Origin of the sequence: Pseudomonas sp. B8(2017), from assembly GCF_002113575.1 — a bacterium.
Classification (GTDB): domain Bacteria; phylum Pseudomonadota; class Gammaproteobacteria; order Pseudomonadales; family Pseudomonadaceae; genus Aquipseudomonas; species Aquipseudomonas putida_Z.
The window spans coordinates 1-20,252 of record NZ_NEIO01000031.1 but is presented as its reverse complement, the minus strand read 5'-3'; the positions used below and the strand labels follow the sequence as shown (position 1 = coordinate 20,252).

Genomic DNA, 20,252 nt, shown 5'->3' with positions numbered 1-20,252 from the left:
GCGATGAACCAGACCGCCCTGCAGAACAAAGCCCTGGCAGTACTGCTGGCGCTGGTGACCATTGCCTTCATCTGGATCCTGCTGCCGTACTACGGTGCGATCTTCTGGGCGGTGATACTCGGCATCCTGTTCGCCCCGCTGCAGCGCCACCTGCTGCTGCGTTTCGGTCGAAGGCGCAATCTGGCTGCGGCGGCCACCTTGCTGGTGTGCCTGCTGGTGGCGATCCTGCCGGTGATCATCACCAGCGCGCTGCTGGTGCAGGAGGGAGCCGCCCTGTACCAGCGCATCGAGCACGGGGAGCTGGATATTGCCGGTTATGTCGAGCGCGGCAAGGACATGCTTCCGGCGTTTGCCCAGCAGGGCCTGGACAGCATGGGCATGGGCAACCTCGACGGGCTACGCGACAAGATCAGCAAGTGGGCCACCCAGGGCAGCCAGGTGCTGGCCAGCCAGGCGTTCAACTTTGGGCAGGGCACGTTCGAGTTCGTGATCAGCTTCGGCATCATGCTGTACCTGTTGTTCTTCTTCCTGCGCGAAGGCGCGGAGGTCGCCCGCCAGGTGCGTCTGGCAGTGCCGCTGCCCGAACACCAGAAACGCCGTTTGCAGCTGAAGTTCAACCGTGTGGTGCGGGCGACGGTAAAAGGCAACGTGCTGGTGGCCATTACCCAGGGCGCGCTGGGCGGTTTCATTTTCTGGGTGCTGGATATCCCGAGTGCGCTGGTATGGGCGGTGCTGATGGCGTTTCTGTCGCTGTTGCCGGCGGTGGGGGCGGGGATCGTGTGGGCACCGGTGGCGGCGTATTTTCTGCTGACCGGTGCGATTTTGTCGGGGGTGATACTGACCGCGTTCGGTGTGCTGGTGATCGGCCTGGTGGACAACTTGTTGCGGCCGATCCTGGTGGGCAAGGACACGCGCATGCCGGACTACCTGATTCTGGTGTCGACGCTGGGCGGGCTGGCGGTGTTCGGGCTCAACGGCTTCGTGATCGGGCCATTGATCGCGGCGCTGTTCGTGTCGAGCTGGGCGATCTTCGCGGCAACCAAACCCCGGGTGCAGTTGCCGGAGTAAGGTTTTGACAGGGCTGCTTTGCAGCCCATCGCCGGCAAGCCAGCTCCCACAGGTCCAGCGTTGCTCTCAAGATTGTCGCTGGACCTGTGGGAGCTGGCTTGCCGGCGATGGGCCGCAACGCGGCCCCCATGGCCGGGTCAGGATGCCTGCGGCATCTCACCCTTGGCCAGGCGCCGGTTGATGTCGGCGATCACTTCTGGCAGTTCGTTGATGGTGTCGATCAGGTAGTGCGGGCGGGAGCCAGCGAACAGGGCGTGGATGCGCTGGCGCTCGCTTTCCAGCTTCTCGGCGCTCAGCGCGCGGTAGCCTTCCCAGGTCAGCCCCAGGGCATTGCCCGAGCACACCAGGGCCACGGTCCACATGCCGGCACGGCGGCCTTCGAGAATGCCCGGCACGGTATCGTCGACCTTCACGCACGCCGCTACATCGTCGATACCCAGCGCGATCACGTTGGCCAAGGCCTGGGCCGGCCATGGGCGGCCGTTCGGGGTTTCGTCGGTAGCCACCACATGGTCGGCCACGTAGCCGTTCTGCGCGGCCAGTTCCACCACCTTGTCCATCACCACCTTCGGGTAGCCCGAGCAAGAGCCGATCTTCAGGCCGTCCTGGCGCAGCCCAGTGAGGGTGTTCAGGGCGCCGGGGATCAGCGCCGAGTGCACGGCGATCTTCTCGATCTGCAGCGGCATGAAGCGGTTGTAGATGGCGGTGACATCATCGTCGGTCGGGGTGCGGCCGAACACCTTGCGGTAGCGCTCGGCAATTTCCGGCACATCGCACAGGGTGCGGATGTGGTCCCACTTGCCCATGCCCATCGGGCCGCGGGCTTCTTCGATGGACACCTGCACATCGAATTCGGCAAAGGCTTCGACAAAGATCTGGGTCGGGGCGAAGGAGCCGAAGTCGACCACGGTGCCGGCCCAGTCGAGGATGGCGGCTTGCAGCTGGGTAGGGTTGCTGTAGTTCATGTGCGCTTGTTCCTGAAATTGGGTGGGCAAAGGGTCAGATGTCCAGCACTTCCATTTCCCGCAGCACCTCGGCCACGGCATTCACGGCGGCCTGCATGCCGTCCGCTCCAACCACGCCGATGCAGCCGACACGGAAGGTTTCCACCTGGGTCAGCTTGCCCGGGTAGAGGATGAAGCCCTTGGCCTTGACCCGCTCGTAGAAGTCCTTGAACTGGTAGCGGGGATCGTTCGGTGCGTGGAAGGTGACGATGATCGGCGCCTGGATCTCGGCAGGCAGGAAGCTGCGCAGGCCGATGGCGGCCATGCCGTCGAGCAAGGTCTTGCAGTTGTCGGCGTAGCGCTGGTGGCGCGCTGGCAGGCCACCTTCCTCGTTGTATTGCTGCAGCGCTTCGTGCAGGGCAGCGACCACATGGGTCGGCGGGGTGAAGCGCCACTGGCCGGTCTTGGCCATGTAGGTGTGCTGGTCGTGCAGGTCCATGGCCAGCGAGTGGGCGTTGCCTTCGGCAGCGGCCAGGGCGGTTTTCTCGGCGAACACGAAGCCCATGCCAGGTACCCCTTCCAGGCATTTGCCGGAGGCGGCGATCAGCGCCTCGAAGGGGATGGCGCGGGCGTCGATCGGCAGTGCGCCGAACGAGCTCATGGCGTCGATGATCAGGCGCTTGCCGTGGCCTTTGATCACCTGGGCGATCTCGGGCAGCGGGTTGAGGATGCCGGTGCTGGTTTCGCAGTGGATCAGCGCGACGTGGGTGATGGCCGGATCGGCGGCCAGCAGGCGGTCGACGTCGGCGGCGGTGGTCGGCTGGTCTTCGGCGGTTTCGAAGGTGCTGTAGGCACGGCCCAGCACTTTGCAGATCTTCGCCAGGCGCTGGCCATAGGCGCCATTGATCAGCACCAGGACCTTGCCGTCACGCGGCACCAGGGTGCCGATGGCCGCTTCCACGGCGAAGGTACCGCTGCCTTGCAGGGGCACGCAGTGGTGGCTGGCGCTGCCGTCGATGATGGCCAGCAGTTGCTCGCAGACACTGGCAGTCAGTTGGTTGAAGTCGCGGTCCCAGGAGCCCCAGTCCACCAGCATGGCTTGGCGGGTGCGGATTGATGTGGTCAGGGGACCGGGGGTCAGCAGAATCGGGGCGTTGCTCATTCCGTTATTCCTCACAAGCGGTGGGCTGAAACTACGGGGCCTAGGTTGCAATTGGCGCTGTCATCAATCAAATTGTTTGTTGTTATTCGAGCTATAAGTCAGGCCGATAAATATGAACCTGTTCCAGTTGCGTGCCTTCGATGCCGTGGCCCGTGAGGGCAGCTTTACCCGTGCCGCCGCACGCCTGTTCATCAGCCAGCCGGCGGTGACCGGGCACGTGAAGGCGCTGGAGGAGCACTACCAGATCACCTTGCTGCGGCGTACCGCGCGGCGGGTGGAGTTGACCGAAGAGGGCACCCGCCTGGCGGCCATCACCCGCGCCATGTTCGGCCTGGCCGAAGAGGCGCAGGCCATGCTCGAGGCCAACCGGCAACTGCTGACCGGGCGCCTGGAGGTGGCGGCCGATGGCCCGCACCGGGTCATGCCGATGCTGGCGCTGCTGCGCGAGCGCTACCCGGGCATTACCGTCAACCTGCGCCTGGGCAATGCCCAGGAAACCTTGGCGGCATTGCTCAGCGAACATGCCGACGTGGCCGTGCTGACCGAGATCGAGCCGCGCAAAGGCCTGCATTTGCAGAACCTGTGCGAGTCGCGGTTGTGCGCCTTGCTGCCGGCGGGGCATGCCTGGGCCAGCGGCGAGGGTGATTTGCCGCTGGCTGAGCTGCACCAGCAGATCATGGTGTTGCGCGAACCCAGCTCCACCACCCGGCGCACCTTCGACAAGGCCTGCAGCAAGGCCGCCGTGCAACCTCGGGTGCTGCTGGAGCTGGATAGCCGCGAGGCGGTGACCGAAGCGGTGGCCTCGGAGCTGGGCATTGGCGTGGTGTCGTCCACCGAAGTCGCCAATGACCCGCGGGTAGTGGCACGCCCGCTGGCCGGTGACGGCCTGGTCAACCAGCACCTGATCGGCTGCCTGGAGCGCCGCCGTGAGCTGCGCCTGATCCAGGCGTTCCTCGGCCTGGCGGCGGGGCTGTGATGGCTGTTTTCAACGGGGCGGCCTAAGATGGCCGGCATTGAGCCGACAGGACCGTCGATGAGCGAGAAAGACACCATTTCCATGCAGCTGGTGCGCGAAGCGCTGTTGCAGACTTGCCCAGCCGGCGAGCCCGATACTGGCTTGCTGGCCCGGGCGGGTATCGCCGTCGAACAACTGCACCTGCCAGCGGCACGGGTCAGCGCCGAGTCCTATGCCCGGCTCTGGCGTCTGCTGGCGCGGCGCTGCAACGATGAGTTCTTCGCCATGGACCCGCGCGGTCTGCGCAGCGGCAGCCTGGCGTTCATGTGCCGTGCCAGCATGGGCCAGCCAACCCTGGGCGCCGGCCTGGAAACCGCGCTGGCGTTCCTGTCACTGATGCTTGAAGACCTGCAGCCAAGCCTGGTGCGCCAGCAAGGCCTGGCCGAAATCGTCATCAACGAACCGCGTGACACACCGCGCCGCGCTTTCACCTATTTCACCTTCTGGATGATCGTGCACGGTGTGACCTGCTGGTTGGCCGGGCGGCGTATCCCGATCCTGGCCATCGATCTGCGCTGTGCCGAACCGCCGTTCTGCGATGACTACCGGGTGATGTTTTCGGAAAACCTGCAGTTCGAGCGCCCGCGCACGCGCATGATCATCGCTGCCGAATGCCTTGAGCTGCCGCTGCGGCGCAGCGAAGAAGAACTGCAGCGCTTTCTGGCCGAGGCGCCGGGCAACATCCTGGTCAAGTACCGTGACCCGGCCAGCCTCGGGCGGCGCATTCGCACCGACCTGCTGCGCCTGGACCCGGGGCAGTGGCCCGATGGCGACAGCCTGGCGCGCCAGTTGTGCCTGTCGCCTTCTACCCTGCGCCGACGGCTGGCCGAAGAGGGGCAGAACTACCAAGGGTTGAAGGACAGCGTGCGTCGTGAGCTTGCAATTGCCTGGCTGAGCCAGGAAGACGCGGCCATGGGCGAAATCGCCGAGCGCCTGGGCTTTGCCGACAGCAGTTCGTTCTACAAGGCGTTTCGCAAGTGGTTCGGCTGCAACCCTGGGCATTACCGTGCGCTGATCCTCAAGCGCGGCAGTGGCGGCTAGGGAACCACGCCTTCCCGCTGCCGGCCGCCGCCGCTGGCAAGCATCGTGACAAGTCGATCACTGACCAGGAAATCGACGATGTCTCAACCTGCCTTGCACCCCAAGTTGCTTCACCCCGCCGAAGATTTCATCGCGCAAAGCTTGCCCGCCTGGCTGAAGGCGGCCAAGCCCAAGCAGCTTGCCAGGCTGCAATTGCGTTTCAACGCCTATCTGGCGAGCCAGCGGAAGATGGCAGGGTTCGCCGACCGTCTGCAGCCTCTGGACCGTTTCGCCAAGCAACTGTTCGAGCCTGCCTTGCGCCAGGACAGCCAGCTGAAGCTGCAGGTCGACCTGGACAAACTGGTGTGGCGCGAAACACGCGCACGGCTGGATGTGAGAACCGGCTTGATCCCTGATTATCAACCGTACTTCGTGCGCATGCCGGCCTTGCAAAAGCTGTTGCAGAACTTCAAGGCCAACGAGTCCTTCTTCCTCGGCACCGCCTTGACCCTTCCGGCAGCCCACCAGGACGAGCAGGTGGTGAGCGCAGACATCGACCGGATTGTCAGCCTGTGCCGCCAGGTGGATGTCGGCAGCGCCTACCAGCGGCACCTGGCGCAGGTATTGACCCCTGACTTTGAAAAAGCCCTGACCACCGACCAGCGCCTGGAACTGGCCGTGGCGGTCGAGATCGCGGCCATCAAGCAGCAGCTGGATCCGGAAGACCTGCTAGTGCTGCGTATCGCGTGCAAGGTTGAACCCGCCGTGATCAAGGGGCCGGTGCAGCTGGAGATCGGTGCACTGCAGGTCCTTGGCTGCCGGGTGGATGGCGCGCTGGCCGTTGAGTTGATCGAGCAGCCCCGCCACCAGTCCACGTTTCCCTTCGGGGTACCTGGGCGCTTGAAAAGAGTGATCCTGTATACCCCTGACGATCAGGCGCAACCCCTGCGCGCGTTCACCAATTGGGATGAGGCGAACCGCGTCCTGGCCACGGCGATGGGCAACCAGGACTATCGGCAGGCATTCGTGCGGCGCATTGCCTTGGGTGATCGCGCCACTTGCGAGCAGGCTTTGGATACCCGCTTGCAGGATGCACAGCCTGACCTGGAACCCCGCAGGGTGTTGGAAGCGGGGGACGGTTTTGCGTCGATGGCCGCCTGGCACATGCAGCGAATCAAGGCCGATGCACGTTTCCTTGCGGTGCCCACCGCCCAGGCCGATGACGGGGCTGCGGAGCAGCGCCTGGACGAGCTCAAAGGTGCTGGCCTGGTATTGCTCAACCTGGCGGGCCTGTTCGTGCCGGTCATCGGGGCTTTGCTGCTGGCGGACCTGGCCAGGCAACTGTTGACTGAAACTTTCGAGGGCGTGCGTGACTGGCAGTTGGGCCATCAGCATGAGGCCTTGACGCATATGCTTCAGGTGGCCTTCAGCGTGGCAACCACCGGTGCGGTGGTTGTCGGTGCCCACCTGGCCCGCAGCGCATTCGTCGAAACCCTGGAGCCGGTCATCACCGAAGATGGCCGGCAACGGCTGTGGCGCAATGAGCTGGTGCCTTACCAGGACACTACTCCACCCGTTCAGCTGACGGAGCTCGACAACGGCTTGCTCGCCGAGGGTGAGCGCCATTGGTGGCGGTCGAATGGTGCCTTGTATCGGGTAAGGCAAACCGCCAATGGCGCTTGGCGCTTGCTGCATGCCGAAGGTGACGCGGCGTTCGGGCCGGTGCTGGAACGTTGCTCTGCGCGTGGCTGGCGGCTGGCTTACGAGCGGCCACTGGAATGGCAGGGCGCCGCACTGTTGCTCGCGCGGCTTTGGCCGGCGGCGACCGCGATGGACGCCGTGCGGGTGGAACAGGTGCTGAAGGTCGCGGATGTCGACGAGGCCTACCTGCGTGGTCTGCTGGTGGAACGGCGAGGGTTGCCGGTGCAGCTGCGCGATACCTTGCAGCGCTTTGCCGTGGACGCACGCGCGCAGGCCTTTTTCAGCCGGCTGGAAGCGGGGGAGGCTGATACCGCTACCGAACTGTGGCAATGGTGCATCGAACGGTTGCATCTGCAGGGTGAAACCGTCGAAGAACAGGTGCTGTCGATCCGTGACGCGGCAAGCGAGTTGCGTGAGGCGATGCTCGAGCATTTCTCCAGGCTTTACCTGGCCGACGACCCGCTGCTGGGCTTGATCCAGCGCGACTTCCCGACGCTGCCAGACGCCTATGCCCTCGATGTGCTCGAGCAGGCTACCGAGGCTGTGCGCTTGCGCATGCAGGCAGAGTCCCGCCTGCCGCTGGCGTTGGCTGAACAGGCGCGGGTGGCCCTGCAACTGGCGCGCCTGACCCGCATGCGCGAAGCGTTGTACCTGCAAGGCAGTTACCGGCCGGAAGTGGTGGCGCTGGCCTTTGCCCTGCTGCGTCGGCATGGCCCCGGTGCTGCCGGGTTCAACCTGGTATTGCGCCGTGACCCGTATGCCGGGGCGGCGATGGAACGGCTGTTCGCCGAGACCGACCTTGAGCAGGCCGTGGTGCTGGTCAGGCGGGAGGGGCGCTTCCAGCTCTACAACGACAGAGGCTTGCCGGATGAGCGCGAGGTCGCCGCCCCCGAGGGGCTGTTCGAGGTGCTGGCCGCTTGCCTGCCCGTGGAATACCGGGTGCGACAGGGTTGGAATGGCACCGATGCGCCGACCAGAATCCGCGAGCAGATGCAGGCCTGGCTACCCGGTGACCGGCAGGCCCTGCTGCGCCTGCTCGGCTGGCGGGAGGCAAGGCCCATGGCATCGCCCATGCAGCGTTTGGCCGATGGCCGAGCGGGCTATCCACTGGGTGGCTGCCAGTCGTGCATCGGCTCGCCGGAGCGCGTGGTGCGGCAGCGGGTGCGCGCGTTGTATCCCGGTATCGGGGATGCCGGCGTCGATCGCTATGTCCAGAGCCTGTTGGACATGCGCGGGGGCCTGTTCGAGAACCTGCTGCGTGTCGAGCAGGAATACCGCCGCCTGGATGACAGCTTGCTGGCCTGGGTTGAAGAAGTGGCGGGCAGCGCCAGCCGCGCACGCCGACGTGTCGCAGATTCGTTGCGGCGTGCCTGGCAGATGCGCAGCGACCGCGCCGTCGGGGCTATCAGCAACGATGCGGTGCTCAGCCTGAGCATCGTCGCCGTACCGGTGGGCAGCCTGCCCGTGTTGCCGGTCGGGACGGACTTCTCGCACGTGTCGGAATTGACCCTGTCGGCGCTCGGTCTGGATGCCATCCCGCCGGGGTTCCTCGCCTGCTTCCCCGATCTGCTGTGCCTGGACATGAGCGACAACGCCTTGCGCGCGTTACCTGCGGGGCTGGAGCGGTTGACCGCCTTGCGCCAGTTGCTGATGCCGCGCAACCGTATTCGTATCTCGGAGCCGCAGGCCAATGTGCTGACCGGCCTGGCGCTCTTGCGTTCGCTGGACCTGAGTGACAACCCGCTCGGCGACATCAGGCTACAGTTCGAGCGGCTGCCCAGCTTGCGGATCCTGCGTTTGAACCGGGTGCAGATGACGGCGCTGCCCCGGGGCCTGGAGTGGTGTGGCCTGTTGGTGTTCGCCGATCTTCGCAACAACCAGATAGCCGAGTTACCGGCAGCCTTGTTTCAGGCCCCGTTGCAGTTGCGCCGTGCCATGCACCTGGAGGGCAATGCGCTGCCAGTGCAGGATCTCGATCGCCTTTATGCCGCCGAACGCCTGCTGGCCACGCCCCGCCCGCAACGACACGCCCCGGCTCGGGAACAATGGCTGCAGACCCTGGACCCAGCGGCGCGGCAGGAGCAGCAAGGGAAATGGGATGCGCTGAATGCCGAGCCCGGCAGCCTGGCTTTCTTCGAGCTGCTCAGGCAACTGACGAGCACGGCCGAATTCAGCAAGGCGCCGGCCGAACTCGGGTTCAGGGTATGGGCAATGCTGGATGCCGCCCATGCCGATACCGCCACGCGCATGGCGCTGTTTGACCTGGCAGCGGAGCCCACCACCTGTGTGGACAGCGTTTCCACCGTGTTCAGCCGCCTCGAGGTACGCATGCATGTCGAGCAGGCCACCCGCGGCGGCGACCCGATTTCGACCCGCGCGGCACGCCTGCAGTTGGCCAAGCGGCTGTTTCGCGTGCACTGGGTAGAGAAAATCGCCCGGCGCGAAATCGACGCCCGCTACCAGGATGGACGTTGGAGCCGGGGGAACCACGATGAAGAGGAGGTGGAGGTCAATCTTGCCTACCTCAGCGGCTTGGCCCAGCGCCTGGACCTGTTGGGCCAACCTCGCCATATGCAGTTTGGCAGGCTGGCCAACGTGTCGTCGCTGCAACTGGAGGAGGCCTTCAAGGAAGTGCTTGAGGTTGAGGCGGGCGAGCAACGGGTCGTGTTCATCAGCGAGCGTGATTTCTGGTTGCCGGTACTGCGGGCAGAGCATGCGGACGACTTCGAAACCCTGGAAACGCAATTCTCCCTGCGGCTGGAAACTCTGGACGAGCAAAGGGAGGCCTTGACCAGTGACGAGTACTGGAACCTGAGCAACGCCCTGCGCGATGAGCGCGAGCAGGCCCTGGCCAGCCTTGCCCAGCGCCTTACGCACGAAGCGTTCATGGTGCCAGAGGCAAAGTGACGGCGCTTCACGGGCGGCACGCAGTGTGCCGCCCTGCTTCTACCGCAGGGGTTCCCTCTGCGCAAGCGCCGGCAGGTTGCACACCATGCGTGGCTTTCGACAGCCATCCAGGGACCTGCCATGACCCGCGAACCACACACACCACAGCCCGCCTCTGCGTCTTCCAGCCACTTGCACGACGGTTTCATCGGTGACCGGTTGCCTGCCTGGCTCAAACAGGCAACGCAAAGCCAGATACGCACCTTGCGCGAAAACCTGGAAGCCCATCATGCCACCCAGGCCCGGTTGCGCGGGATCACCCTGGCGCTGCCGTCACCACAGCAGTTCGCCGAACGGCAATTCGCCAGTTTGTTGCGCGAGCCGCTGCCGGGCGACGTAGCGTTCTGGCAGTTGGAGTGGCTGGAGGTTTCCCATCGTTTTTCGTCCACGCTCGGCGCTGAGCCGCAATTTCCCACTTACGGGCAACGGCGTGAAAACGGCTTGCTCCGCCTGATGCGCAACTTTGCCGCCAGCAACGATTTCTACCTGGGAACCGGGTTGGTCGCGCCGGGGCAGGAACGGGTACTTTCGCGAGGCACCGATGAACTGGTCGAGGCGTGCCGCAAGCTCGATGCCGGGCGCCTGTACCAGCAGGAGCTGGACCGCACATTCGATGCCGCGGCACAGCGCATCTTGTGTGAAGACAAACGCTCCGGGCTGCGCCTGGCCGTGCAGGTTGCCGCGCTGAAAGGCGAGATCACCGAGCCGGTCAAGGAGGCATTGCACGCCCTGGTGGATAAACCCGCGGATCGGCGATCCGCCAGCCTCACGGGCCACCCGGGCCTGCTCGAAGCCCTCGGTTGCCCAGTGGCGGATGGTGTGTGGATTCAACTTCGCGACACGCATGGGCAAACGCAGGGCGGCGTGCTCTACCTGCCCAGCGACCCGGTACAGGCGTTGCGGCACTTCGACAGCCACGCCTCGATCAATAGCGCGTTGGTGGCCGAGCTGCGCCATGAACCCTATCGCCAGGCGTTCAGCCAGTTGATCGGCCTGGATCAGCGTGCCGGGTTCATGCACAAGCTGCAGGCCCGCCTGAAGGATGACCAGCCGGACCTGGAGCTCGATGGCAGCGTGCCACAGCATGACATTTTCCAGGCGCTGGCTGCACAGCAGACAAAGCGGGTAAAGCAGGATGGCCGCCTGTTGCTGGTGCCAACCGCCGATGCCGATGAAGCCGCATTGCGTGAGCGGCATGAGGCGTGGAAGGCCGCCGGCCTCGATGTGCTCAACCTCGCGGGGCTGTTCATTCCTGTGGTGGGCGGCTTGCTGCTCGGGCAACTGGTGGCCCACACCCTCTCGGAGGTTTTCGAGGGCACGCAGGACTGGTTGCGAGGCCATCAGCACGAGGCGCTGGAGCACATGCTGGGCGTTGCCGAGATACTGGCGGGCACCGCCGCGACGGTGGCGGGCGTCACCTTCGTGCGCAGCGCGTTCGTCGCGGCGCTGGAGCCGGTAAGGCTCGCCAATGGGGCGGGGCGTTTGTGGTCCCGAGATCTGGCAGCCTTTGCCTCGACCCCTGAAACGATCACCTTGGGTGCGGACGGGGCCTATGCCGATGGCGAGCGCCGCTGGATGAAGGCCGACGGGGTCTTCTACGAAGTTCATCGGCCTGACCCCGATGGCCCCTGGCGTCTGCGCCACCCCGGGCGCGAAGAGGCGTACGGCCCGGTCGTGCTGCACAATGGCGAACGCAGCTGGCGCCTGATGCACGATGAGCCCCAGCGTTGGCGCGACCCTGCGAAAATGCTCGATACCCTTTGGCCGCGCGATCAACCTTTTGATAGCCAGCAGGCGCAGCGGATCTTGCGCATGGCCGGCATCGATGAGGACGAACTGCGCGGCCTGCTGGTGGAAAACCGGCGAACGCCCGCCACCTTGCGGGAAACCCTCAGGGCATTCGATGCCGATGCCCGGATCGACACGTTCTTCAGCCACCTGGAACGCGACACTGTCTCCGATCAGGACTTGCAGCTGCTGGCCTGGTGCGAGGCCCGACCGGGCAGCGTAAAAGGGCGTGCCGCAGTGCTTGCGGATCGGCCAAGGTCGAGCGACCTGCTGTTCGCACGGCTGACACGCCTGCCCGAATCGGCGGAGCCTTTGCTCAAGCCGCTGATGGCGCTGGGGCTGCCTGAGCCCTATGCGCGCGATTTGGCCGACGGAGCAAGTCACGACGCTCGCCAGCTGTTCGTCAGTGGTGGAAAGTTGCCGCAAAGCCTGGCCACCCAGGCCAGGTCGTTGTGCTCGCTGGCGAAGGTGAGCAGGGCGTTGGCAGGGTTTTATCTGCCGAGCGCATATAGCGACGAAACGGGCAAGCTGGTGTTGGCATTGCTGAATGTCGAGGCCATTGATGCGTTCAGCCTGGCGTTGAGCAATGCTGCTGCGGATGCCGTGGCGTTGAAACGCATCGGTTCGGTTGGCGATGCGGCCGAGCAGCGGGTGCTGGTGCGTGAGCAAGGGGTCTTTGCCCTGTATGACGGGCAGGGCCGAAAACTCGCGATGCAGCCACCTGCTTCCTCGTGCATCTTCCAGGCTGTGCTGGCCGCACTCGAATCGCGCAACCTGCTGGGCCGTTTGGGCCTGGCCGAGAACGCCAATGCCGAGGGCTTGCGCGAGAAACTCATGGCGCACCTGGGTACCCATGAGGAAATCGCCCGCATGCTGGGCTGGGCGTCGACGGAGCGCTGGTTCAACCCTGGGCAGCGCCTTGCCGATGGCCGCGTCGGTTACCTGCTCAGCGGGCGCGCGGCACTGCCCACCACACCCAGGGAACAACTGCGGGCCGGCCTGAGGCGATTCTTCCCGGGGCTGGGCGATTCGCTGGAAACGCAAGTTGACCGCTGGCTGCTGCAGAATGTGTCGGTCGCCGATGCGCTCCTGGCGCTGCAGGACGATTTTGAGCAGTTGAACCGCGCGCTCAATGGTTGGGTGTCGGCTGCGCTGAGTGACACTTTGCGGGCGCGACGCCAGCTGTTCGCCGAACGATTGCTGCGTGCCTGGCAGGCGCTTGGTGACGATGTGGTGGTCGACAGTGACGGCAAGCGCCAGGGGCTGCGCCTGGTCCTGAATGACTTGCCAACCGATTCGTTGCCGGTCATGCCTGCGCCTATCGATTTCTATCACGTCACCACCCTGGTACTGAGCGAGACGAACATCGGGGTGGTGAACGAGGAGTTTCTGCGGGCATTCACCTACCTGCAGGAACTGGACCTGAGCCACAACCAGCTGTTGCGCTGCCCGCGCGGGCTTGGCTACCTGACCAACCTGCGCCGGTTGCACCTGGGGCATAACCGCATTCGCCTGGATGCCCATGCCATCGATGCATTGAACGGGTTGCCGCTGCTCAGCCACCTCGACCTGAGCTACAACAGCCCGCTGGGGGTGTACGAAATGCGCTTCCATCACCTGCCTCATCTGATCGAGCTGAATTTGCGCCGCTGCGGGCTCAGCGAGTGGCCCAGAGGGCTCGAGCTGTGTGGCTTCCTGCAACGAGCCGACCTGCGTGACAATTTCCTGCGGGGTGTGCCTGACGGCGTGCTGGCCATGCCGCTGGAGTTTCGCCAGCGCATCCTGGTCGATGGCAACCGCCTGAGCATGGCCGATTACGGCAAGCTCTATGCCTTGGAGCCGCTGCTGGAGGACCCGGAGGAAGAGATCGGCCGAGCCTGGTGGGTCGGTTCCGACTCCGCCAGCCATGGGCGTGGTGAGCTTTGGGACCGGCTGAGCACCCGAGACGAAAATGCCCGCCTGTTCGATCTGCTGGAGCTTCTGCAAGGCCTGGCGGACTACAGCTGGCCCAAGGCTTATCTGTTGCGCATGGGCTGGCAGTGCCTGTCGATGATGGAGACAGACGCCGAATTCGCTCGCCAGGTGCAACTGGCGGCCGACGATGTGGTAATGGATGACAACGGTGCCATCGACCTGTTCAGCCGACTGCTGCGTCTGCATGCCGAGCGCGACGCGGCAGGCGATGGTGCGCAATCCCGAGGCTCGAAGTTGCTGGCGTTGGGGCGCGCCTTGCACCGCCTGGACCGCCTTGACGAGTATGTCGAGGCCGAGCGGCAAAACCTCGAAGGCTTCGCCGAGCCCGCGGTACTGGCGACGTTGGCAATGCGCTACAGGGTACGCTTGCGCACCAGGCTCAGGTTGCCGTTCCAGCCTGCCAGAATGCGCCTCAGGGCCGCCGCCGTAGGGTTGAGCGAGCATCGGCTGCAGGCGGCAGAGGCGGCCGTGGAAAGGGCGAACCTTCTCGTTGATGTAGTCGCAAACCTGTGCACGCGCGCATTCTGGCAGCGCTTTTTGCAACAGCGCTTCGCCCGGCCGTTCAATGACCTTGAGCAACTCACTGCGGAGCAGCGGGCGGCACTCGCGGTAAGGCGCGATGAACTGGGTGAAGCACAGTATCTGAACCAGGAACAGGCTCTGGATGCGCAGCTGCAGGCCGATCGGCTGGAGTTGCAACTGCAACTGACCGAGCACTACGTGATCAGCCTGGAGCGCGCACCGGGTTGATGGCCACCGGCCAAACCGGTCATCCAGTTTGACAACTTAGGCCATTGCCGCAACGCCAGCGCGGCGCGAACATCGTCGGACCGATGGTTCAACTCCAAAAACAAGAAACCAGGAGTCCGACGATGCGCGATTACACCGAGGCCGCTCGTGCGTTCGACCATGGCCAGGCTGCTGCTGCGGCGCTGCATGGCAACCTCGAAGCCCTCAATGCCTGTGTCGAATGTTGCGACCGCCATGCCGGTGAGGGCAAGACCGCACTGGTCTGGGAAAACCGCGAGGGCAAGAGTGCGCGGTTGAGCTTCGATCAGTTGCAAACACTGGCTGCCCGTTTCGCCAATGTGCTCCAAGCGCAAGGCGTGGGTGCGGGTGACCGGGTCGCCGGCCTGATGCCGCGCACCCCCGAACTGCTGGTCACCATCCTCGCCACCTGGCGTCTCGGTGCGGTGTACCAGCCCTTGTTCACCGCGTTCGGCCCCAAGGCCATCGAACATCGCCTGGAGCAGTCCCACGCCCGCGTGGTCGTCACCGACAGCCACAACCGCGCCAAGCTGGACGATGTGCACGCCTGCCCGACCATCATCACCGTCAATGCCCCCAATGGTGAGCTGGACTTCCAGCAGTGCCTGGACAATGCCGCAGACAAATGCGAGCCGGTCATGCGCTCGGGCAACGACCCGTTCCTGCTGATGTTCACCTCCGGCACCACCGGCCCGGCCAAACCGCTGGAGGTGCCGCTGCGTGCCATCGTCGCGTTCCAGGGCTACATGCGCGATGCCATCGACCTGCGCCCCGAGGACAACTTCTGGAACCTGGCCGACCCGGGCTGGGCCTATGGCCTGTATTACGCGGTCACCGGCCCGCTGTCGCTGGGCCATGCCACCACCTTCTACGATGGCCCGTTCAGTGTTGAAAGCTGCGCACGGGTGATCGACAAGCTGGGCATCACCAACCTGGCCGGCTCACCCACCGCGTACCGCCTGCTGATTGCCGCCGGGGATGACTTCTCGGCACCGATCAAGGGCCGCCTGCGGGTGGTCAGCAGTGCCGGCGAACCGCTCAACCCGGAAGTGATCCGCTGGTTCGCCGACGAACTGGGCGTGACCATCCACGACCACTATGGGCAGACCGAACTGGGCATGGTGCTGTGCAACCACCATGGCCTGCAGCACCCGGTACACCTCGGCTCGGCCGGCTTTGCCATCCCCGGCCACCGCATCGTGGTGCTGGACGAGCAGGGCAACGAACTGCCCGCCGGCCAGCCGGGCATCCTCGCGGTCGACCGCGAGCAGTCGCCGCTGTGCTGGTTCGCGGGCTACCACGGCCTGCCGACCAAAGCCTTCGTCGGCAAGTACTACCTCAGCGGCGACACCGTCGAGCTGAACCAGGATGGCAGCATCAGCTTCGTCGGCCGCAGCGACGATGTGATCACCACCTCCGGCTACCGGGTCGGCCCGTTCGACGTGGAAAGCGCACTGATCGAGCACCCGGCGGTGATCGAAGCGGCGGTGATCGGCAAACCGGACCCGGAGCGCACCGAGCTGATCAAGGCCTTCGTGGTATTGGCCAGCGGTTACCAGGGCAGCGCCGAGCTTGAAGAGGCTTTGCGCCAGCACGTGCGCCAGCGCCTGTACGCCCATGCCTACCCAAGGGAAATCGAATTCGTCAGCGAGCTGCCCAAGACCCCGAGCGGCAAGCTGCAACGCTTCATCCTGCGCAACCAGGAAGTCGCCAAACAACAAGCGCAACAGGCCACCCCTGCCAGCGCCTGAAAGGAAACCGATCATGCAAATAGCCAACAAACACTTCATCGTCAGCGGCGCCGCCTCCGGGCTGGGTGCTGCCACCGCGCAGATGCTGGTCGAGGCCGGCGCCAAGGTCATGCTGGTCGACCTCAATGCCCAGGCCGTCGAAGCCAAGGCCCGCGAACTGGGCGAAAACGCCCGTTTCGCGGTGGCCGACATCAGCGACGAGCAGGCCGCCCAGGCGGCGGTCGATGCGGCCGTCAGCGCCTTTGGCAGCCTGCACGGGCTGGTCAACTGCGCCGGCATCGTCGGCGCCGAGAAAGTGCTGGGCAAGCAGGGCCCGCATGGCCTTGCCAGCTTTGCCAAGGTCATCAACGTCAACCTGATCGGCAGCTTCAACCTGCTGCGCCTGGCCGCCGCGGCCATGGCCGAAGGGGCTGCCGATGAGGGGGGCGAGCGCGGGGTGATCATCAACACCGCCTCCATCGCCGCCTATGACGGCCAGATCGGCCAGGCAGCCTACGCTGCTTCCAAGGGCGCCATCGCCAGCCTGACCCTGCCGACCGCCCGCGAACTGGCGCGCTTCGGCATCCGTGTGATGACCATTGCCCCGGGCATCTTCGAAACGCCGATGATGGCCGGCATGACCGAGGAAGTACGCGCCTCGCTGGCCGCTGGCGTGCCATTCCCACCGCGCCTGGGTCGCCCGCAGGAGTACGCCGCGCTGGCCCGCCACATCATCGAGAACAGCATGCTCAACGGCGAGGTGATCCGCCTCGACGGTGCACTGCGCATGGCTGCCAAGTAAGGAGAGCGAACATGACCCTCGCCAATGATCCGATCGTTATCGTCAGCGCCGTGCGCACGCCCATGGGTGGCTTGCAGGGCGACCTCAAGAGCCTGACAGCGCCGCAGCTGGGCAGCGCCGCCATCCGTGGTGCCGTCGAGCGCGCCGGCATCGATGCCACCAGTGTCGAGCAGGTGCTGTTCGGCTGCGTGCTGCCGGCAGGCCAGGGCCAGGCACCGGCGCGCCAGGCCGCGCTGGGCGCCGGGCTGGACAAGCACACCACCTGCACCACCCTGAACAAGATGTGCGGTTCGGGCATGCAGGCGGCGATCATGGCCCATGACCTTCTGCTGGCCGGCACCGCCGATGTGGTGGTGGCCGGTGGCATGGAAAGCATGACCAACGCACCGTACCTGCTGGACAAAGCCCGGGGCGGCTACCGCATGGGCCACGGCAGGATCATCGACCACATGTGCATGGACGGCCTGGAAGACGCCTACGACAAGGGCCGCCTGATGGGCACCTTTGCCGAAGACTGCGCCCAGGCCAATGCCTTCAGCCGCGAGGCCCAGGACCAGTTCGCCATCGCCTCGCTGACCCGCGCCCAGGACGCTATCAAGAGCGGTCGCTTTGCTGCCGAGATCGTGCCGGTCGAGGTCACCGAGGGCAAGGAGAAGCGCGTCATCAAGGACGACGAACAACCGCCCAAGGCCCGCCTGGACAAGATCCCGCAGCTCAAGCCGGCCTTCCGCGAAGGCGGCACGGTGACCGCCGCCAACTCCAGCTCGATTTCCGACGGCGCTGCGGCGCTGGTGCTGATGCGCCGCTCCGAAGCCGACAAGCGCGGCCTCAAGCCGCTGGCGGTGATCCACGGCCACGCCGCCTTTGCCGACACCCCGGCACTGTTCCCGACCGCGCCGATCGGTACCATCGACAAACTGATGAAACGCACCGGCTGGAACCTGGCCGAGGTCGACCTGTTCGAGATCAACGAGGCTTTCGCCGTGGTCACCCTGGCGGCCATGAAGCACCTCGACCTGCCGCACGACAAGGTCAATATCCATGGCGGCGCCTGCGCCCTCGGCCACCCGATCGGCGCTTCCGGCGCGCGCATCCTGGTGACCCTGCTGTCGGCCCTGCGCCAGAACAACCTGCGCCGTGGCGTGGCGGCCATCTGCATTGGCGGTGGTGAGGCCACGGCCATGGCTGTCGAATGCCTGTACTGAGGTGAACCATGCTGGTAACTGACGAGCAACAACAGATCGCCGACGCGGTACGCGCCTTTGCCCAGGAGCGCCTGAAGCCGTTTGCCGAGCAATGGGACAAGGAACACCGCTTCCCCAAGGAGGCCATCGAGGAGATGGCCGAGCTGGGCCTGTTCGGCATGCTGGTGCCGGAGCAGTGGGGCGGCAGCGACACCGGCTACGTGGCCTATGCCATGGCCCTGGAGGAAATCGCCGCCGGTGACGGCGCCTGCTCGACCATCATGAGCGTGCACAACTCGGTGGGCTGTGTGCCGATCCTGCGTTTTGGCAGCGAGCAGCAGAAAGAGCAGTTCCTCACCCCGCTGGCCAGCGGTGCGATGCTCGGCGCCTTCGCCCTGACCGAACCGCAGGCCGGCTCCGACGCCAGCAGCCTGAAGTCCCGTGCACGTCTGGACGGCGACCACTACGTGCTCAATGGCAGCAAGCAGTTCATCACCTCCGGGCAGAACGCCGGGGTGGTGATCGTGTTCGCCGTGACCGACCCGGACGCCGGCAAGCGCGGCATCAGTGCCTTCATCGTGCCCACCGATTCGCCGGGCTACCAGGTGGCGCGGGTCGAGGACAAGCTCGGCCAGCACGCCTCCGATACCTGCCAGATCGTTTTCGACAATGTGCGCGTGCCGGTGGCCAACCGCCTGGGTGCCGAAGGCGAGGGCTACAAGATCGCCCTGGCCAACCTCGAAGGCGGCCGCATCGGCATCGCCTCGCAGGCGGTGGGCATGGCCCGCGCGGCGTTCGAAGTGGCGCGCGACTACGGCAACGAGCGGCAGAGCTTTGGCAAGGCGCTGATCGAGCACCAGGCGGTGGCCTTCCGCCTGGCCGATATGGCGACCAAGATTGCCGTGGCCCGGCAGATGGTGCTGCACGCCGCCGCGCTGCGCGATGCCGGGCGCCCGGCGCTGGTGGAAGCGTCGATGGCCAAGCTGTTTGCCTCGGAAATGGCCGAAAAGGTCTGTTCGGATGCCTTGCAGACCCTGGGCGGTTATGGCTATCTGAGTGACTTCCCGCTGGAGCGGATCTACCGCGACGTTCGGGTTTGCCAGATCTACGAAGGCACCAGCGACATTCAGCGCATGGTCATTGCGCGCAATCTTTGAAGGAGCAGACTGCATGGCATTCGAAACCATCCTGTTGGACATCCACGGCAAGGTCGGCCTGATCACCCTCAACCGCCCGCAGGCGCTGAACGCGCTGAACGCGCAGATCGTCGGGGAGATCAACCAGGCCCTGGACCAGCTCGAGCGCGATCCGAACATCGGCTGCGTGGTGCTGACCGGTTCCGCCAAGGCCTTTGCCGCTGGCGCCGACATCAAGGAAATGGCCGAGCTGCAATACCCGCAAATCTACGTTGACGACCTGTTCAGCGATTCCGACCGCATTGCCAACCGGCGCAAGCCGATCATTGCCGCGGTGTCCGGTTTTGCCCTGGGCGGCGGCTGCGAGCTGGCGATGATGTGTGACTTCATCCTGGCGGCGGACAATGCCAGGTTCGGCCAGCCGGAAATCAACCTTGGCGTGCTGCCGGGCATGGGCGGCACCCAGCGCCTGACCCGTGCGGTGGGCAAGGCCAAGGCCATGGAACTGTGCCTGACCGGTCGCCTGATGGGGGCTGAGGAAGCTGAGCGTGCTGGCCTGGTGGCGCGTATCGTGCCGCAGGCGGAGCTGGTGGAAGAGGCGCTGAAGGTGGCCGCGACCATTGCCAGCAAGTCGATTCCGGTGAGCATGATGGTCAAGGAGAGCGTCAACCGTGCGTTCGAAGTCACCCTAAGCGAGGGTGTGCGCTTCGAGCGGCGGGTGTTCCATGCGGCGTTTGCTACCGAAGACCAGAAAGAGGGGATGGCTGCGTTCATTGCCAAGCGCGAGGCGCAGTTCAAGGACCGCTGATTGGAATCGGCGTTGCCGCTGCCGTTGCTTTTGCTTTTGCTTTTGCTTCTAAGTGCACGGTAGTTCAGGCGCCGCCGATTGCGACTTCAGGAGGCCGAGCGAAGGGACTGCGGAGGGAGGTGACGGGCATGGATGCCCGTCAAGCGCTGAGGCCCCATGGATGGGGCCTGCAGCGCGTACTCCCGGGAGCAGGCCCGTAGCGAGGG

The 20,252-nt window shown here is 65.2% G+C and carries 12 protein-coding genes; 10 read left to right on the top strand and 2 right to left on the bottom strand.

Going from position 1 to position 20,252, the window contains the following annotated elements; genetic code table 11:
- The first annotated feature begins 3 nt into the window (after positions 1–3).
- Entirely contained in the window at positions 4–1,068 is a 1,065-nt protein-coding gene (locus CAG22_RS25790; protein ID WP_085706440.1) for an AI-2E family transporter, read from the top strand.
- Positions 1,069–1,205: 137 nt separating this feature from the next.
- Here the strand turns inward: CAG22_RS25790 and phnX are convergent, their stop codons facing one another.
- Both phnX and CAG22_RS25780 read right to left on the bottom strand, forming a co-directional pair.
- Positions 1,206–2,033: a phosphonoacetaldehyde hydrolase gene (gene phnX, locus CAG22_RS25785; protein WP_085706439.1), complete on the bottom strand. Its 828-nt coding sequence runs from the start codon at positions 2,031–2,033 to the stop codon at positions 1,206–1,208.
- A 34-nt stretch (positions 2,034–2,067) separates the two neighbouring features.
- Positions 2,068–3,174, bottom strand: coding sequence for a 2-aminoethylphosphonate--pyruvate transaminase (locus CAG22_RS25780; protein WP_013971825.1), 1,107 nt, complete (start codon positions 3,172–3,174; stop codon positions 2,068–2,070).
- Positions 3,175–3,286: 112 nt separating this feature from the next.
- Here CAG22_RS25780 and CAG22_RS25775 point away from each other — a divergent pair, with 112 nt between their 5' ends.
- The 9 genes from CAG22_RS25775 to CAG22_RS25735 all read left to right on the top strand — a co-directional run bounded on the left by CAG22_RS25775 (position 3,287) and on the right by CAG22_RS25735 (position 20,046).
- Positions 3,287–4,150 carry a LysR substrate-binding domain-containing protein gene (locus tag CAG22_RS25775; RefSeq protein WP_015269648.1) on the top strand — a complete coding sequence of 288 codons (864 nt, stop codon included), beginning with the start codon at positions 3,287–3,289 and terminating at the stop codon, positions 4,148–4,150.
- A gap of 57 nt (positions 4,151–4,207) precedes the next feature.
- Positions 4,208–5,230 (top strand): AraC family transcriptional regulator, encoded by a 1,023-nt coding sequence (locus CAG22_RS25770; protein WP_024086600.1) that lies wholly within the window; start codon positions 4,208–4,210, stop codon positions 5,228–5,230.
- 78 nt (positions 5,231–5,308) lie between these two features.
- Positions 5,309–9,817, top strand: a complete 4,509-nt coding sequence (locus tag CAG22_RS25765) for an NEL-type E3 ubiquitin ligase domain-containing protein (protein ID WP_085706438.1) — start codon at positions 5,309–5,311, stop codon at positions 9,815–9,817.
- A gap of 120 nt (positions 9,818–9,937) precedes the next feature.
- A complete protein-coding gene (locus CAG22_RS25760; protein ID WP_085706437.1) occupies positions 9,938–14,368 on the top strand; it encodes a dermonecrotic toxin domain-containing protein in 4,431 nt (1,476 codons plus the stop codon).
- A gap of 122 nt (positions 14,369–14,490) precedes the next feature.
- Complete coding sequence (locus CAG22_RS25755) at positions 14,491–16,137, top strand: acyl-CoA synthetase (RefSeq protein ID WP_085706436.1); 1,647 nt, start codon at positions 14,491–14,493, stop codon at positions 16,135–16,137.
- 13 nt (positions 16,138–16,150) lie between these two features.
- On the top strand, positions 16,151–16,918 hold the full coding sequence (locus tag CAG22_RS25750) for an SDR family NAD(P)-dependent oxidoreductase (protein ID WP_013971831.1): 768 nt from the start codon (positions 16,151–16,153) through the stop codon (positions 16,916–16,918).
- Between the two features lie 11 nt (positions 16,919–16,929).
- Positions 16,930–18,123, top strand: a complete 1,194-nt coding sequence (locus CAG22_RS25745) for an acetyl-CoA C-acyltransferase (protein WP_085706435.1) — start codon at positions 16,930–16,932, stop codon at positions 18,121–18,123.
- 8 nt (positions 18,124–18,131) lie between these two features.
- Positions 18,132–19,259: an acyl-CoA dehydrogenase gene (locus tag CAG22_RS25740; protein WP_085706434.1), complete on the top strand. Its 1,128-nt coding sequence runs from the start codon at positions 18,132–18,134 to the stop codon at positions 19,257–19,259.
- A 13-nt stretch (positions 19,260–19,272) separates the two neighbouring features.
- Positions 19,273–20,046, top strand: coding sequence for an enoyl-CoA hydratase (locus tag CAG22_RS25735; protein ID WP_013971834.1), 774 nt, complete (start codon positions 19,273–19,275; stop codon positions 20,044–20,046).
- Positions 20,047–20,252: the final 206 nt, after the last annotated feature.